Source organism: Stenotrophomonas sp. BIGb0135, assembly GCF_024810105.1.
Taxonomy (GTDB): domain Bacteria; phylum Pseudomonadota; class Gammaproteobacteria; order Xanthomonadales; family Xanthomonadaceae; genus Stenotrophomonas; species Stenotrophomonas maltophilia_AB.
The window spans coordinates 17,514-31,741 of the sequence record NZ_JANUDX010000002.1 but is presented as its reverse complement, the minus strand read 5'-3'; the positions used below and the strand labels follow the sequence as shown (position 1 = coordinate 31,741).

Genomic DNA, 14,228 nt, shown 5'->3' with positions numbered 1-14,228 from the left:
CAGGTCAGCGCCGCGAATCGCCGACCTCTTTCAGGTCCTCGCGCAGGATGCGGCGGATCTCCAGCACCGCCTGCGGCGTTTCCTGCACGCTGTGCCCGGAGATGATCACCTTCTCCGACACGGCCCCGTCCAGGTGCGCGCTCCAGTACGGCACCAGGCCATCGTCGGACTGCTGCAGCGGCACGTCGGGTTTGCGCTGGGCGATGATCGAGTGGTACTTCAGGCCCGGCATGATCGGCAGCGCGCCTGCGGCCTTGACGAACGGATCGCTGGCCTTGAGGTTGTCGATGCTGTTGGGGATCTGCAGCTTGGTCGGCTGCGCGGACTGCGCCTCGGCCTGCTGCAAGGTCTGGAACACGTCCTCGAACTTGCCCAGCAGGGTGATCGGCAGGCGCACCAGGCGCCCGATCAGCCGCCCTACCCGGTTGCCGGCGATGTCGGTGCCCTTGTGCGGTGCGGCAATGAAGATGGCGCGCTCGACGTTGGCGTCCGCATTGAAATGCAGCAACGGGCCCAGCTTGGCCTGCACCCGCTTCAGGCGTTCGCCCTTGAGGTCGTAGTTGGCCAGCAGGTCGTTCCAGAGCACGTCGCCGGAGGAGGTGACCAGCAGGCGGGCCAGCACGCCGCCCATGCTGTGGCCGATGAACACCCTGTCCCTGGATGCCGGCGAGGTGCCGCTGGGGTCGAAGTGCTTGAGGGTGTTGGTGAAGGCTTCGTTGATCTCGAAGCGGTTCAGCGCGATCGGCGCGTTGGTCGGGTAATAGACCTGCCAGACCTGGAAGTGCCGGCGCAGTTCCGGGTCGCCCATGATCTCGTTGGCCACGTTGACCCAGGCCTCCGGGCTGCTGCCCAGGCCGTGCAGCATGAAGATGATGCGGCGGTTCGGGTCCCAGGGCTGCATCAGGTACATGTGCGGCTCGCCGATGCCCTCGCTGAGCCCGAACAGCGTGCGCAGCGACTGCGTGGCAAAGCCGGACTGGGCCAGCCACATGCCATAGGCGGCGGTGAAATTGCCGGCCAGCGGCACCTTCTCGCCGTGCAGGTCCACGCTCTCGGTGGACTCCGGGGAGTACACGTCGAACAGCACCTGGGTGGTGTCGAGGACCTGCTGCAGGCTGTCGCCCTTGAAGCGCAGCAGCGCGGTCGCGTTGATCGCCGACATCTCGCTGTACTGCGGGATCTCGGCCTTGCTGCCGTCGGCGGCCGCCACCAGCTTGGGCGGGTCCATCACCACCACCAGCTCGGCGCCGAAGCCGTCGCGGCGGTAGGTGCTGCGCAGGCCGGCAAAGCTCAGCGACGACGCCGGGACCATCCGCGTGGGGATGCTGGACATGCGCAGTTCGCCGAAGTCCGAGGTCAGCGTCCAGCGCTCGCCTTCCACCGGCGCGTTGTAGTCCTCGCCTTCCAGCGCACTCTCGCGCGCACGCTTGAACACCACCGCGGCGGTCTGTTCGGCAGCGTAGTTGTAGTAGTCGCGGACCTGGGTCTGGCGGTCTTCGAACGCACGATCGGACGCGGTGCGGCCACTGAAGAACAGGTAGGCGTAGGCATAGCGCGCGGCCTCCAGCCAGGCGTCCAGCGCGGCATCGCTCATCGGATGCTTGTCGCGGTCCTTGGGCTTGGGGCTCAGCCCCAGGGCGGTCTTGACCCACAGTTCGGACAGTGCCGACAGGCGTTGTTCCTCGGGCAACACCGCGGTGTCTTCCAGGGTCTTCTGGCAGCTCACCACGTCCTTGGCGCACAGGTCCTCGTCCAGCCCGATCACGCTCAGGGTTTCCTGCGAGGCCGCACTCAACTTGCCGGAGGTGAGCACGTCGCCGCGCTTGTTGGCCAGGTAGTCGGTGGGTGCCACCTGCTTCATGGTCACCATCGCGCAGCCGCTGGACAGCAGCAGCGACAGGGCCACTGCCAGCAGCGGCAGCATCCGGCGCCGAACGCCGTCGGTTACAGCCATCATGGAACGCGTCCTTGCTCGACGCCGGGCAGGCCCTGGCGGATCAGTCGGGAGAAAGCGGGATCATCGCCGGCGGCGCGTGCGCGGTCGGTGATGCGGCCCCGCGCCTTGAGCGTGGCGAAATCCACGCCCGGCACCAGTACGCCAAGGTCGCGCGCGTACTCGGCGAAATAGCCGGAGACCAGCAGCCGATAGTCCAGCGGCAGGCCCGGCGCGATCTGCTTGGCCAGCGCGTAGACGATGGTGGTGCAGTTGCTGCTGAGCGTGTTGTAGAACGCCGGAGCGGCGTCGAGCTTGCGCGCCTCGCCGAGGTAGGACACGAACAGGCCCTTGAGCTGTTCCCGGGTCATGCCCTGCAGGCGGTACAGGTACACATCCTCGCCGCGCACGTTGCTGCGCACGCGGATGATGTCGGTTTCCTCGGCCGCCACCAGTGTCATCTCGAACTTGCGGAAGAAGCCGCCCAGCGCGGAGAACGATTCACCGCGTTCCTTGCGGATCTCCAGCGAGAACACCAGTTGGCGGCCGTCGGCGAAGCCGAAGGACACCAGCGTGTGCGCGATCATCGGGCCCATCCAGTACGACATCACAAGGTCGGCCGAACGCAGCTGGTCCAGGTCGTAGCTGCGCCGCACCCAGCGCACGTCGTGGTCGTCCTCGCTGCGCCAGGTGAAGTCGCGCACGTTGTCCAGCACCACGTGGCGGCCGTCGAAGCTCACCACCTTCAACCGCTGCGCCACGTCGTCGGCCCAGACCCGGTCCTGGCGCGGCGTAAGCAGCAGCCACCACACCCCGCACGCCACCAGCGCGGCCACGTACACCGCACCCGGCCAACGTCCGCCACGTGCACGCGCCACCGCCACCAGCGCGGTCAGCGCGACGCCGGCCCACGCCACGATCGCCACCCCGCGCAGCCAGCCTGGACCCGGCAACTGGTAGGCCAGCATGCCGGTGACCCACAGCGCCGCAAGCAGCATCAGCAGCGCCAGCCCCCATCGTCCTGCCTTCTTCACGCGTCGTTCCATCGTTGGTCGGGGCGCTAGTTAGCCATAACCGGCGCATCGGGAACATGTCCGCGCGTTCAGCTTGGGCACACGGCATACTCCGGGGCCCATGGCGACGAAGGTAGGAGGGTCTGATGCAGGGTCTGCATTCGATCGGCGGCGTGCCCATCCAACGGGAGCACCTGGCGCGCTGCCACTGCGGCGCGGTGGTGCTGCGCCTGCATCTGCCGGACGGGGTGCTCTCGCCCCGGCGCTGCGACTGCTCGCTGTGCCGGCGCAGGGGCGCCATCGTCGGCTCGGCCAAGCTGGCCGATCTGGAGGTCATCCAGGGCCAGGACGTGCTGCGCCTGTACCAGTTCAACACCCATGTGGCCAAGCACTGGTTCTGCGGCACCTGTGGGATCTACACCCACCACCAACGGCGCTCCTCACCGGACGAGTACGGCTACAACCTGGGCTGCCTGGATGGGATCAATCCCTATGCGCTGGGTGAGGTGCCGGTCAACGACGGGGTCAACCACCCCGCCGACCGCACGCCCCCTCAGTGACCACGCCGCCGCGGCGGCGGTGCCACCTTCTGCCACGGCGCCATCCGGGTGCGCCCGGCGCGTAACGGGCGCTTGAACAACGCGCGCCGTGGCGAGGCCTCCGCCGGCGGGGCAGGCGGGACGGCGGCAGCGGTACGCGTGGGCCAGAGTCGGTCGAGCAACCACATGGCAGGTCTCCGTGGGGGACGGGACCCTTACGCTACCGACGCCCCGGCATAGGCCAGGTGAGGCCGGCACGACAACCATGTGACGATCGCCCGGGGCCGCTACGCAACCGGTCGCGCCTTGCCCATGCGCCGCACCAGCACGAAGAACAGCGGCACCAGCACCACCGCCAGCACGGTGCCCGAGAGCATGCCGCCGATGACGCTCATGCCGATCTCGCGCCGGCTGACCGCGCCGGCGCCGGTGGCCAGCGCCAGCGGAATCACGCCGGCGATGAACGCCAACGAGGTCATCACGATCGGACGCAGGCGCAGCCGAGCGCCCTGCAGTGCCGCCTCCACCGCGCTGCTGCCGGCACGGTAGCGGGCCTCGGCGAACTCCACGATAAGGATCGCGTTCTTCGCCGACAGCCCGATCGTGGTCAACAGGCCCACCTGGAAATAGATGTCGTTGACGAAACCGGCCGCGGTGGTCGCCAGCACGGTGCCGATCACGCCCAGTGGAATCACCAGCAGTACCGCCACCGGCACCGTCCAGCTCTCGTAGAGCGCGGCCAGGCACAGGAAGATGAAGGCGATGGACGCCGCGTACAGCCACAGCGTCTGGTTGCTGGATAGCTGCTCCTGGTAGGACAGCCCGCTCCACTGCAGCTCGAACCCGGGTTGGTCGGCGATCAGCGCCTGCATGCGCTGCATCGCCTCGCCGGAACTGCGCCCTTCGGCGGCGCTGCCCTGGATCTCCATCGCCGGCAGCCCGTTGAAGCGCTGCTGCAACTGCGGCCCACGCGCCCAGTGGCTGCTGGCGAAACTGGCGAAGGACGCCATCTGTCCATTGCTGCCACGCACGTACCACTGGCCGATGTCATCGGGCACGCTGCGGTAGGGCTGGTCACCCTGCAGGTACACACGCTTGACCCGGCCGCGGTCGAGGAAGTCGTTGACGTAGGTGCCGCCCCAGGCCGCGGCCAGCGTGGCGTTGATGTCGCCCTGCGCCAGCCCCAGCGCACTGGCCTGGGCGTGGTCGATGTCCAGGTGCAGTTCGGCCTTGTCGCCGAGTCCGTTCAAGCGCACCGAACTCAGCCCGTCGTCCTGGTTGGCCGCCTGCACCACCCGCTGCTGGGCGGCCTGCAGCGCGCCGCGCCCGGCGGCGCTGGCATCCTGCAGCCACAGCTCGAAGCCGCTGGACTGGCCCAGCCCACGCACCGCCGGTGGTGCCAGCACGTTGACCTTGGCATCGGCCAGGCCACGGAAGTGCGCGTTGGCGCGCGCGATGATCGCCGCGGCGGTGTTGTCGCCGTCGCGTTCGCCCCATGGTTTGAGTGCGAGGAAGCCCTGGCCGGCGTTCTGGCCGGTGCCGGCGTTGTTGCGGCCCACCACCACGAACACCACGTCCAGGTTCTGTTTTTCGTTGTCCATGAAGTACTGGCTGATCGCCGCGCCCAGCGCTTCGGTGCGCGCCATCGGCGTGCCTTCCGGGGTGGAAAACTGGAACATCACCTGGCCCTGGTCCTCCACCGGCAGGAAGCCGGTGGGCATGCGCGCATACAGCGCCACCATGCCCACGATCACCAGCAGGTAGAACGCCATCCAGCGTTTCGGTGCGGCCACCACGCCGCCGAGCCGCCGCTGGTAGCCTTCCTGGCTGCGTTCCACGCCACGGTTGAACCCGGCGAAGAAGCGCCCCGGCGGCTTCTGCGCCGAGGACGGCTTGAGCAGCGTGGCGCACAGCGCCGGGGTCAGGGTCAGCGCGACCAGCGCCGACAGCGCCATGGCCGAGGCGATGGTGATCGAGAACTGGCGGTAGATGATGCCGGTGGAGCCCCCGAACAACGCCATCGGCAGGAACACCGCGCCCAGCACCACGGTGATGCCGACCAGCGCGCCGGTGATCTCGCCCATCGATTTTTCGGTGGCCTCGCGCGGCGGCAGGTGTTCTTCGTGGATGATGCGCTCCACGTTCTCCACCACCACGATCGCATCGTCCACCAGCAGGCCGATCGCCAGCACCATCGCAAACAGGGTGAGCGTGTTGATGGTGAAGCCGGCCACCGCCAGCACGCCGAACGTGCCCAGCAGCACCACCGGCACGGTGATGGCCGGGATCAGCGTGGCGCGCACGTTCTGCAGGAACAGGAACATCACGATCACCACCAGCACGATCGCCTCGATGAGCGTGTGGATCACGCCCTCGATGGAGACCCGCACGAACGGCGTGCTGTCGCGCGGATAGGCCACCTGCACGCCGGGCGGGAAACCAGGACGCAGCTTCTCGATCGCCGCGCGCACCGCATCGGCGGTGTCCAGTGCGTTGGCGCCGGAGGCCAGGGTCACCGAGAAGCCCGCCGCCGGGTAGCCGTTGAGATAGCTGCTGGTCTGGTAGTTCTCCGCACCGATCTCCACCCTCGCCACGTCGGACAGGTGTACCGCCGCGCCATTGGGCAGCGTGCGCAGGATGATCGCGCGGAACTGTTCGGGGGTCTGCAACCGCGATTGCGCGGTCACCGTGGCATTGAGGCTCTGGGTGGGCGCGGCCGGCAGCGCCCCCAACTCCCCGGCGGTGACCTGGGTGTTCTGCGCTTCGATGGCACTGCGCACATCCGAGGGCATCAGGTCGAAGGCACGCAGCTTGTGCGGGTCCAGCCAGATACGCATCGCATACTGCGCGCCGAACACGTTGATCTCGCCCACGCCGGGAATGCGGCTGATCGGGTCCTGCACGTTGCTGACCAGGAAATCGGACACGTCCACCCGTTCCATGCGCCGGCTGGTGTCATACAGCGACACCACCATCAGCGCGTCGCCCTGCGACTTGGCCACGGTGACGCCCTGCTGCTGCACTTCCTGCGGCAGGCGGTTGATCGCCTGGTTCACGCTGTTCTGCACCTGCACCTGGGCGATGTCCGGGTTGGCGCGCTGGTCGAAGGTGACGGTAATGCGCGACTGGCCCGAGGAAGAACTGGTCGAGGAGAAATACAGCAGGTGGTCGATGCCCTTGATCTGCTGTTCGATCACCTGGGTAACGCTGTCCTCCACCGTCTGCGCCGACGCGCCGGTGTAGTTGGCGGTGATGTTGACCTGCGGCGGGGCGATGTCCGGGTACTGCTCGACCGGCAGCTGGGTCACCGCGATCGCGCCGAGCGCCATGATGCAGATCGCCAGGACCCAGGCGAACACCGGGCGGTGGATGAAAAAGCGCGGCAGCATGTATTCAGTCCTTGCCGGCGACGGCCGCGGCCGCCGGCTTCACCCGCACCGGCATGCCATCGGCCAGCCCCTGCCTGCCGGCCACCACCAGCCGCTCGCCGGCGCTGAGGCCGTCCAGCACCAGCCACTGGTTGCCCACCGCGCGCGCGGTGCTGAACGTGCGTTGCCGCGCCTTGCCGTCCTTGTCCACCACCCAGGCCTGGGCCTCGCCCTTGGGGCTGCGGTCCACCGCCACCTGCGGCACCAGCAGTGCCTGCTGGCGGGTGCCCTGCCCGACCTGGGCGCGCACGTACATGCCGGGCAGCAGTTGCCCGTCCGGGTTCGGGAACTGCGCGCGCAAGGTGATGCTGCCGGTGTCCTGCTGCACGTCGATATCCGCGAACTCCAGCGTGCCGGGCAGCGCGTAGTCGGTGCCGTCGGACAATTGCAGCCGCACCGGTGCGGTGCTGGCCTGCACGCCGCCCGCGGCGATCGCCCGGCGCAGCGCCAGGTACTCGTTGCTGGACTGGGTGATATCCACGTTCATCGGATCCACCTGCTGGATCCGCGCCAGCGGCTCGGCCTGGCCGGAGGTAACCAGCGCGCCCGGCGTGAACAGCGCGCGGCCGATGCGGCCGGCGATCGGCGCGGTCACCGTGGCAAAGCCGAGCCGGGTGCGCGCGGTATCGCGGGCGGCCTGCGCCGCCTGCACCGCGGCGGCGGCCTGCTGGCCATTGGCCACCGCATCGTCCACGTCCTGGCGTGCGGCCAACTGGTCCTTGCCCAGTGCCTGCAGGCGCTGCGCGCGCAGGCGCGCGGCCACCGCGCTGGCCTCGGCCGTCTTCAGGTTCGCCTGCGCCTCGTTCAGGGCGGCCTGGTACAGCGCCGGCTCGATCTGGAACAGCGGCTGCCCGGCCTGCACCATCTGGCCCTGCTCGAACAGGCGCGCCACCAGCACCCCATCCACCTGCGGGCGCACGTCCGATTCCTGCGAGGCGATGCTGCGCCCCGGCAATTCCTGGTCCAGCGCCAGCGGCTGGGTCTGCAGGGTCAACACCCCCACCTCCGGCGCGGCGGGCGCGGCCTTGGGGGCGTCCTTGCCGCAGCCGGCCAGCAGGCTGGCCACGGCGACCACCAGCAATGCCGCGCGGCAGGATCGGGGCAGCCGCCGGGGACGGGCGCGGGCAGGGCGAATCGGGCGGATCATCGGGTGCGGGGTTCCAGGCGTGGGGGAGCGCTGGGGCCTGAATATAGGAGACGCGACGCGTGGAACCTGCGAAAAACGCATGAAACATTTTTCATTTGCGCTGCCCGGCCGCTGTTGCGAGGATGCGCAGGTCCCAGTATTCAAGATGGCCCATGCCGCGCGTACTCACCATCGAGGACGACCTCGTCACCGCGGAGGAAATCGCCACCGAACTGCGCAGCCACGGCTTCGAGGTGGACCTGGCCGCGGACGGCGGCACCGGGCTGGCCCTGGCGCGCGCGGGCGACTACGCGGTCATCACGTTGGACCGCATGTTGCCCGGCCTCGACGGCCTCGCCCTGGTCACCACCTTGCGTCGCGAAGGCATCACCACGCCGGTGCTGATGATCAGCGCGCTGTCGGACGTGGATGAACGCGTGCGCGGCCTGCGCGCCGGCGGCGATGACTACCTGACCAAACCGTTCGCCTCCGATGAGATGTCCGCCCGCGTGGAAGTCCTGATCCGCCGCCACGGCCAGGCCGGCGTGGTCGAGAGCGTGCTGCGGGCCGGCGACCTGGAGCTGGACCTGATGACCCGCTCGGTGCGCCGCGGCGATGAGGCGATCACGCTGCTGCCCACCGAATTCAAACTGCTGGAATTCCTGGTCCGCAACGCCGGCCAGGTAGTCACCCGCAGCATGTTGTTCCAGGAAGTGTGGGGCTACCACTTCGACCCCGGCACCAATCTCATCGACGTGCATATCGGGCGGCTGCGCAAGCGCATCGACCAGCCCGGCCGGCCGCAACCGATCCGCACCCTGCGCGGCACCGGCTATGTCCTCGACGCGCATGTCTGACCAGTGGCGCTCTTCCAGCAGCCGGCTGCTCGGGCTGTACTGCGTGCTGTTCGTGGCCTGGTCCAGCGTGCTGCTCGGCGTGATGTACTGGCGGGTGTCGGACTACCTCAACGACCTGTCCGAATCGGGCCTGCTGCAGCGCGCGCACCTGTTCGAGAAATTCGAAGGCCAGGCCCTGGACGATGCGCTGCGTGACAGCCTGCGCTACGACATCCACGGTGCCTACGCGTACGGCATCTTCAGTACCGGCGGCCAGCATCTGGCCGGCCCGTTGCTGGCCATCCCCGAAGAACTGCGCATCGACGGCCGCTCGCATCCGGTGGACGCCTGGACGCTCGTCGCGGGCCCGCGCGAGGAGCCCGGCCGCGCGCTCGGGGTGGAAACCCACGATGGCCGGCTGCTGGTGTTCGTCCGCCAGAGCGGCAAGCTGAGCGCGATCAACAGCATCATCCTCGACGCGCTGCTGTGGGGCGTGTGGCTCAGCGTGATCCCCGGCCTGGCCGGCTGGCACCTTCTGCGGCGCCGGCCGCTGAAACGCATCCAGCAGATCGAGGCGGCGACCAAACGGATCATCGCCGGCGACCTGGCCCAGCGTTTGCCGGTATCGGGGCGCCCGGACGAGATCGACCGGCTCTCCAGCATCGTCAACGCCATGCTCGAACGCATCGAGCAGTTGATGACCGAGGTCAAAGGCGTGTGCGACAGCATCGCCCACGACCTGCGCACCCCGCTCACCCGGCTGCGCGCACATCTCTACCGGACCCGCGTCGCCCTTGGCGAACACGATCCGCACGCCGATCAGATCGACAAGGCGCTGCTCGAGGCCGATCTGCTGATGGCGCGCTTCACCGCGTTGCTGCGCGTGTCCGAACTGGAAAGCCATCAGCGCCGTTCGGCCTTCGTCGAGGTGGACGTGGCCGACCTGCTGCAGGAACTGCACCAGTTCTACCTGCCACTGGCCGAGGAAAAACAGCAGGTGCTGGACCTGCAGATCGCCGCGCCCCTGCCGCCGGTCAGCGGCGACCGCGAACTACTGTTCGAGGCCCTGGCCAACCTGCTGTCCAACGCGCTGCGCTTCACCCCCGAGCACGGCCGCATCCTGTTGCGCGCGGTGGAGGACGCGGGCGCTACCCGCATCGATGTCATCGACGATGGCCCCGGCATTGCGCCGCAGGACCGCGCCCTGGTCTACCAGCGCTTCTTCCGTGGCACCGACGAGACCGGACCGGGCGACGGGTTCGGCTTGGGCCTGTCGATCGTCGCCGCCATCGCCGGCCTGCACGGCTTCGGCCTGCGCACCGGCGATGCGCCCGACGGCGGCGCGTGGCTGAGCCTTCGTTGCCTCGCCGACACGCTGGCTTGACCATCATTCATCGGGTGTCGCCGCCGCAGGCATCCGCTGCCGGCCCAGCAACGCGTGGATCAGCAACGCACTGCCGGCGGTGAGCGCGGCCAAGCCCCGCAGCAGCCAGACCAGCGCGTCGCGACTGGCCTGCTGCAATACCTCCACCGGCAATCCCGGCAGCAGCACCGAGGCCTGCGCCAGCGAGCCGGTGGCCAGGTAGGCACCGGCCTTGCCCAGCGTCGCCGGCGACGCACTACTGCCCGGCGCCAACCGCTGTGCGACGAGCGTCGCCAGCAATGCCGTCACCGCTGCCAACGCGATCCCCTCGCCCGCCACCCGCACCGTGCCGAAAATGCCGGCGGCCATGCCAGCGCGCTGTACCGGCACCACGCTCACCGACAACCCGTCCATCAAGCCCCATGGCAGCGCGGTGCCGGCGCCGATCAGCAGCAGTGCCGGCCACCACTGCGTGGGGGCCACATCCAGGGCGCGTTGCGACAACAGATACAGGCCCACCGCGCACACCGCCAGACCCAGCGTACACAGCCGTGCCGCACCCAGGCGTCGCGCCCATCCCGCCGCCAGCATGGGCAACACCAGCATCGGCGCGGACAACGCCAGCATCTGCAGGCCCACCTGCAGCGGCGACTGCGCCTGCACGCCCAGCAGGTGCAGCGGCACTACCACCAGCAGCACCACGTAACCGAGGCAGGTCGCCACCGGCAGCAACTGCACGCCGAGGAAGCCGCGTTGCGCGAACAACGACAGGTCCAGCAGCGGTTGCCGCTGGCGGCGCTCGATCCGCACGAACAGGACCAGCAGCACCGCCGTGGCCAGCAACGCGCCCACCACGGCTGGCGAGCGCAGCCCATGTTCGCCCAGCAACAACAGGGCCACGGTCAGCGCCGCCAGCATCAGGCTGAAACTGATCATGCCGGCCACATCCAGGCGCACGTACTCGCCCCGGCTCTCGTCCAGATGGCGCCATGCCAGCGCCCACGCCGCCAACGCGAGCACCCCGCCCGAGGCGAACACGCTGCGCCAGCCCAGCGCCTGCAGCAGCATCCCGGCCAGCAGCGGCCCCAATGCCAGGCCGACACCAAACATCGTGCCCATCAGCGCAAACACCCGCGTCCGCGCATGCCCAGCGAAGCGCTGCGCCAGTGCCGCGCCGCCGGACGACAGCGCAGCGGCGGCCGCCACGCCCTGCGCGCCACGCGCAAGATCCAGCCCGCGCAGATCCACCGCCAGGCACACCGCCAGCGTGGCCAGTACGAAACCACCGCTGCCGCACAGAAACAGGCGACGACGCCCGAGCCGGTCCGCCAGGCCACCGGCGGCCAGCAGCAGGCTGCCAAAGCTGAGCAGGAAGGCATTGGTCACCCACGCCAGCGCAGCGGGTGACCCCTGGAAGCGGTCGCCCAATGCCGGCACCGCCACCGCACCGGCGGAAAAAGAAAGCGGCAGGGCCAGCGCCGCCAGGCAGACGGCCAGCACGCCCCAACGCGGATCGCGCCGGGACGGCTCAAGGGTAAACAGGCACATGGGATCGTCCAACGAAGTCGAGCATTGACGATAGAGGCGCGGCTATCTGCGATAAACCGCGCCAGATGCGTTTGATTACGGACACTTCTTCCGTAATGATCCCGGCATGGACTCGATTACCGCCCTGCTCGCCTTCGTCCGTACCGCCGAGGCCGCCAGCTTCGTAGGTGCCGCCCGCAGCCTGGGCCTGTCGCCCTCCACCGTTGGCAAGCGCGTGGCCCGGCTCGAACAGGACCTGGGCGTGCGCCTGTTCCAGCGCACCACCCGGCGCGTGCGCTTGACCGACGAGGGCGAAGTGCTGCTGCAGCGGTGCAAGCGCGCGCTGGACGAACTGTCCGAAGCACGCGCCGACCTCAGCCAGCGCCAACAGTCGCCCAGCGGCTTGCTGCGGGTGGGCCTGCCGACCATCGGCTACCGCTTCCTGCTGCCACTGCTGCCGCTGTTCCGGCAACGCTACCCCGGCGTGCAACTGGAGCTGGATTTCAACGACCGGCTGGTCGACGTGGTCAGCGAAGGGCTGGACGTGGTGATCCGCAGCGGCGAGCTGGCCGACTCCAGCCTGATGGCACGCCGGCTCGGCCCGTTCCACTTCGTGCTGTGCGCAGCGCCCGTGCATCTGCATGCGCACGGTCGACCGGCCACGCTGGCGCAGCTGGCCACCCAACCTGCGGTGCGCTTCCGTTTTCCCACCACCGGCAAGCTGCAGGCCTGGTCGCTGCCCGGGCATGACGGCGACGCCGGCGCCGCGTTGGACACGGTGATGACCTGCAACAACATGGAGGCACTGCTGGCCGCGGCGATCGGCGGCATGGGCGTGGCATGGATGCCCGACTTCCTCGCCGCCGAAGCACTGGCCGACGGTCGCCTGCAGGAACTGCTGCCCGACCAACCACGCCAGCCGGGCCAGTTCTCGCTGCTGTGGCCGGGCAACCGCCAGCCAAACGCACGGTTGCGGGTATTCATCGATTTCATGGCCGAGCAGCTGTTTGCCGCCCCTGCCGCGCCAGCGCAGCGCCGCAGCCGCCGCTGACCGCTCCGGCCGCATCACGTACCATCGCCCGCATCCCCGCCAGCCCTGCGCCAGCCCCATGCAACGTGCCACCCTCAAAACCTGGTTCCTCGTCCACAAGTGGACCAGCCTGGTCTGCACCCTGTTCCTGCTGCTGTTGTGCCTGACCGGGCTGCCGCTGGTGTTCGGCGAAGAGATCGCCCACCTGGCCGAACCGCACGTGGATGCAGCGGCCAGCGATGCACCACCGCGCGACCTCGACGCGCAGGTCCGCACCGCCGTGGCGCAGTACCCCGGCAACGTGCCGCTGTTCGTCGGCTGGGACCCGGATGCGCCCACGGTATACGTCAATACCGGCGCACGCGCCGACACCCCGCCGCCGCAGATGCAGACCGCGCTGCTGCATGCGATCACCGGTGAGGTCGTGCCGGCCGCGCAGTTCAACGAAGGGGTGATGTACTTCCTGTACCGACTGCACACCGACCTGTTCCTGGGGCTGCCCGGCATGCTGTTCATGGGCGCGATGGGGCTGCTGTTCGCCGTGGCGATCATCTCCGGGCTGGTGCTGTACGGCCCCTTCATGCGCAAGCAGCCGTTCGGGACGCTGCGCACCGGGCGCAGCCGCCGGCTGGCATGGCTGGACCTGCACAACGTGCTCGGCGTGGTCACCCTCGGCTGGGCGCTGGTGGTGGGCATCACCGGCGCCATCAACACCATCGCCAAACCGCTCGAACAGGCGTGGCAGGGTCAGCAGCTGGGCGAGTTCGCCGCCCGCTACGCCGGCCAGCCGCGGCCCACCACGCTGGCGTCGCTGCAGGCCGCGGTGGAGACCGCGCGAGCCGCCGAACCGGGCATGCGCCCGGCCTTTGTCAGCTTCCCGGGGACCGGCTACAGCGGCGACCATCACTATGGCGTGTTCATGCAGGGCACTACCGCGCTGACCGAGCGCCTGTATCGCCCGGTGCTGATCGACGCGCAGACCGGCGCGCTCACCGCGCAACCGCAGTTGCCGCTCTACATGAGCGTGCTGCTGCTCAGCCAGCCGCTGCATTTCGGCGACTACGGCGCGCTGCCGCTGAAGATCCTGTGGGCACTGCTCGACCTGCTCACCATCGCCGTCCTGGTCAGCGGCCTGTACCTGTGGGTCAAGCGCGGCAGCACCGAGGCGCGCGTATCCGAGATCGAGCGTGCCGCGCAGACCGGAGCCGTCGCATGAGCGCACCCGCTCCCCGCAGCCCGTTCGTCGCGCCGGCCTGGATCGCCGCAGCGAGCGTGCTCGGCCTGGTCAGTGCCCTGGTCGGCGACGGCGTGTTCAATGTGGTGTCCTGGCTGGTGTTCGCCGGTTTGATCGGGCTGGTGCTGCGCGCGTGGGTGAAGCGCACGCGCTGAGCGGGTAACAGCCGGCGCACTGCACGCACCTGCACTGCACATGC

General features: G+C 69.1%; 11 protein-coding genes. 6 read left to right on the top strand and 5 right to left on the bottom strand.

What is annotated here, in order from left to right:
• Positions 1 to 4: 4 nt before the first annotated feature.
• Both M2421_RS04530 and M2421_RS04525 read right to left on the bottom strand, forming a co-directional pair.
• Positions 5 to 1,957, bottom strand: coding sequence for an alpha/beta fold hydrolase (locus M2421_RS04530; RefSeq protein WP_259203602.1), 1,953 nt, complete (start codon positions 1,955 to 1,957; stop codon positions 5 to 7).
• Positions 1,954 to 2,931, bottom strand: coding sequence for a DUF4105 domain-containing protein (locus M2421_RS04525; protein WP_259204866.1), 978 nt, complete (start codon positions 2,929 to 2,931; stop codon positions 1,954 to 1,956). The genes M2421_RS04530 and M2421_RS04525 overlap by 4 nt, the downstream gene beginning before the upstream one ends.
• A gap of 161 nt (positions 2,932 to 3,092) precedes the next feature.
• On the opposite strand from M2421_RS04525, the gene M2421_RS04520 reads away from it, so the two are divergent.
• Positions 3,093 to 3,506, top strand: a complete 414-nt coding sequence (locus tag M2421_RS04520) for a GFA family protein (RefSeq protein WP_259203601.1) — start codon at positions 3,093 to 3,095, stop codon at positions 3,504 to 3,506.
• A gap of 266 nt (positions 3,507 to 3,772) precedes the next feature.
• Here M2421_RS04520 and M2421_RS04515 read toward each other — a convergent pair whose 3' ends face one another.
• Both M2421_RS04515 and M2421_RS04510 read right to left on the bottom strand, forming a co-directional pair.
• The gene (locus M2421_RS04515; RefSeq protein WP_259203599.1) at positions 3,773 to 6,874 is read right to left on the bottom strand and encodes an efflux RND transporter permease subunit; all 3,102 of its coding nucleotides are present in this window, start codon (positions 6,872 to 6,874) and stop codon (positions 3,773 to 3,775) included.
• Between the two features lie 4 nt (positions 6,875 to 6,878).
• Positions 6,879 to 8,060 carry an efflux RND transporter periplasmic adaptor subunit gene (locus M2421_RS04510; protein ID WP_259203598.1) on the bottom strand — a complete coding sequence of 394 codons (1,182 nt, stop codon included), beginning with the start codon at positions 8,058 to 8,060 and terminating at the stop codon, positions 6,879 to 6,881.
• Between the two features lie 152 nt (positions 8,061 to 8,212).
• Between M2421_RS04510 and M2421_RS04505 the strand changes: the two genes are divergently transcribed.
• Together M2421_RS04505 and M2421_RS04500 are read left to right on the top strand one after the other, a co-directional pair.
• Positions 8,213 to 8,896 (top strand): response regulator transcription factor, encoded by a 684-nt coding sequence (locus M2421_RS04505; protein ID WP_259203597.1) that lies wholly within the window; start codon positions 8,213 to 8,215, stop codon positions 8,894 to 8,896.
• Positions 8,889 to 10,259 (top strand): ATP-binding protein, encoded by a 1,371-nt coding sequence (locus tag M2421_RS04500; protein WP_259203596.1) that lies wholly within the window; start codon positions 8,889 to 8,891, stop codon positions 10,257 to 10,259. Before M2421_RS04505 ends, M2421_RS04500 begins: the two co-directional genes overlap by 8 nt.
• 3 nt (positions 10,260 to 10,262) lie before the next feature.
• On the opposite strand, the gene M2421_RS04495 is transcribed toward M2421_RS04500, so the two are convergent.
• Complete coding sequence (locus M2421_RS04495; protein ID WP_259203595.1) at positions 10,263 to 11,786, bottom strand: MFS transporter; 1,524 nt, start codon at positions 11,784 to 11,786, stop codon at positions 10,263 to 10,265.
• A 106-nt stretch (positions 11,787 to 11,892) separates the two neighbouring features.
• Between M2421_RS04495 and M2421_RS04490 the strand changes: the two genes are divergently transcribed.
• Genes M2421_RS04490 through M2421_RS04480 form a run of 3 tightly spaced genes read left to right on the top strand, consistent with a single transcriptional unit; the run spans position 11,893 to position 14,184 of the window.
• Positions 11,893 to 12,816, top strand: a complete 924-nt coding sequence (locus M2421_RS04490; protein ID WP_259203594.1) for a LysR family transcriptional regulator — start codon at positions 11,893 to 11,895, stop codon at positions 12,814 to 12,816.
• 58 nt (positions 12,817 to 12,874) lie between these two features.
• Positions 12,875 to 14,011 (top strand): PepSY-associated TM helix domain-containing protein, encoded by a 1,137-nt coding sequence (locus M2421_RS04485; RefSeq protein ID WP_259203591.1) that lies wholly within the window; start codon positions 12,875 to 12,877, stop codon positions 14,009 to 14,011.
• Positions 14,008 to 14,184 (top strand): hypothetical protein, encoded by a 177-nt coding sequence (locus tag M2421_RS04480; RefSeq protein ID WP_259203590.1) that lies wholly within the window; start codon positions 14,008 to 14,010, stop codon positions 14,182 to 14,184. Before M2421_RS04485 ends, M2421_RS04480 begins: the two co-directional genes overlap by 4 nt.
• The last annotated feature ends 44 nt before the right edge of the window (positions 14,185 to 14,228 follow it).

What these genes read in the sequence shown, in the direction of transcription:
- M2421_RS04520 (WP_259203601.1), top strand. Translation starts at nt 3,093, where the DNA reads ATGCAGGGTCTGCATTCGATCGGCGGCGTGCCCATCCAACGGGAGCAC.
- M2421_RS04525 (WP_259204866.1), bottom strand. Translation starts at nt 2,931, where the DNA reads ATGCTGCTTGCGGCGCTGTGGGTCACCGGCATGCTGGCCTACCAGTTG.
- M2421_RS04495 (WP_259203595.1), bottom strand. Translation starts at nt 11,786, where the DNA reads ATGTGCCTGTTTACCCTTGAGCCGTCCCGGCGCGATCCGCGTTGGGGC.
- M2421_RS04530 (WP_259203602.1), bottom strand. Translation starts at nt 1,957, where the DNA reads ATGATGGCTGTAACCGACGGCGTTCGGCGCCGGATGCTGCCGCTGCTG.
- M2421_RS04510 (WP_259203598.1), bottom strand. Translation starts at nt 8,060, where the DNA reads ATGATCCGCCCGATTCGCCCTGCCCGCGCCCGTCCCCGGCGGCTGCCC.
- M2421_RS04515 (WP_259203599.1), bottom strand. Translation starts at nt 6,874, where the DNA reads ATGCTGCCGCGCTTTTTCATCCACCGCCCGGTGTTCGCCTGGGTCCTG.
- M2421_RS04505 (WP_259203597.1), top strand. Translation starts at nt 8,213, where the DNA reads ATGCCGCGCGTACTCACCATCGAGGACGACCTCGTCACCGCGGAGGAA.
- M2421_RS04500 (WP_259203596.1), top strand. Translation starts at nt 8,889, where the DNA reads ATGTCTGACCAGTGGCGCTCTTCCAGCAGCCGGCTGCTCGGGCTGTAC.
- M2421_RS04480 (WP_259203590.1), top strand. Translation starts at nt 14,008, where the DNA reads ATGAGCGCACCCGCTCCCCGCAGCCCGTTCGTCGCGCCGGCCTGGATC.
- M2421_RS04485 (WP_259203591.1), top strand. Translation starts at nt 12,875, where the DNA reads ATGCAACGTGCCACCCTCAAAACCTGGTTCCTCGTCCACAAGTGGACC.
- M2421_RS04490 (WP_259203594.1), top strand. Translation starts at nt 11,893, where the DNA reads ATGGACTCGATTACCGCCCTGCTCGCCTTCGTCCGTACCGCCGAGGCC.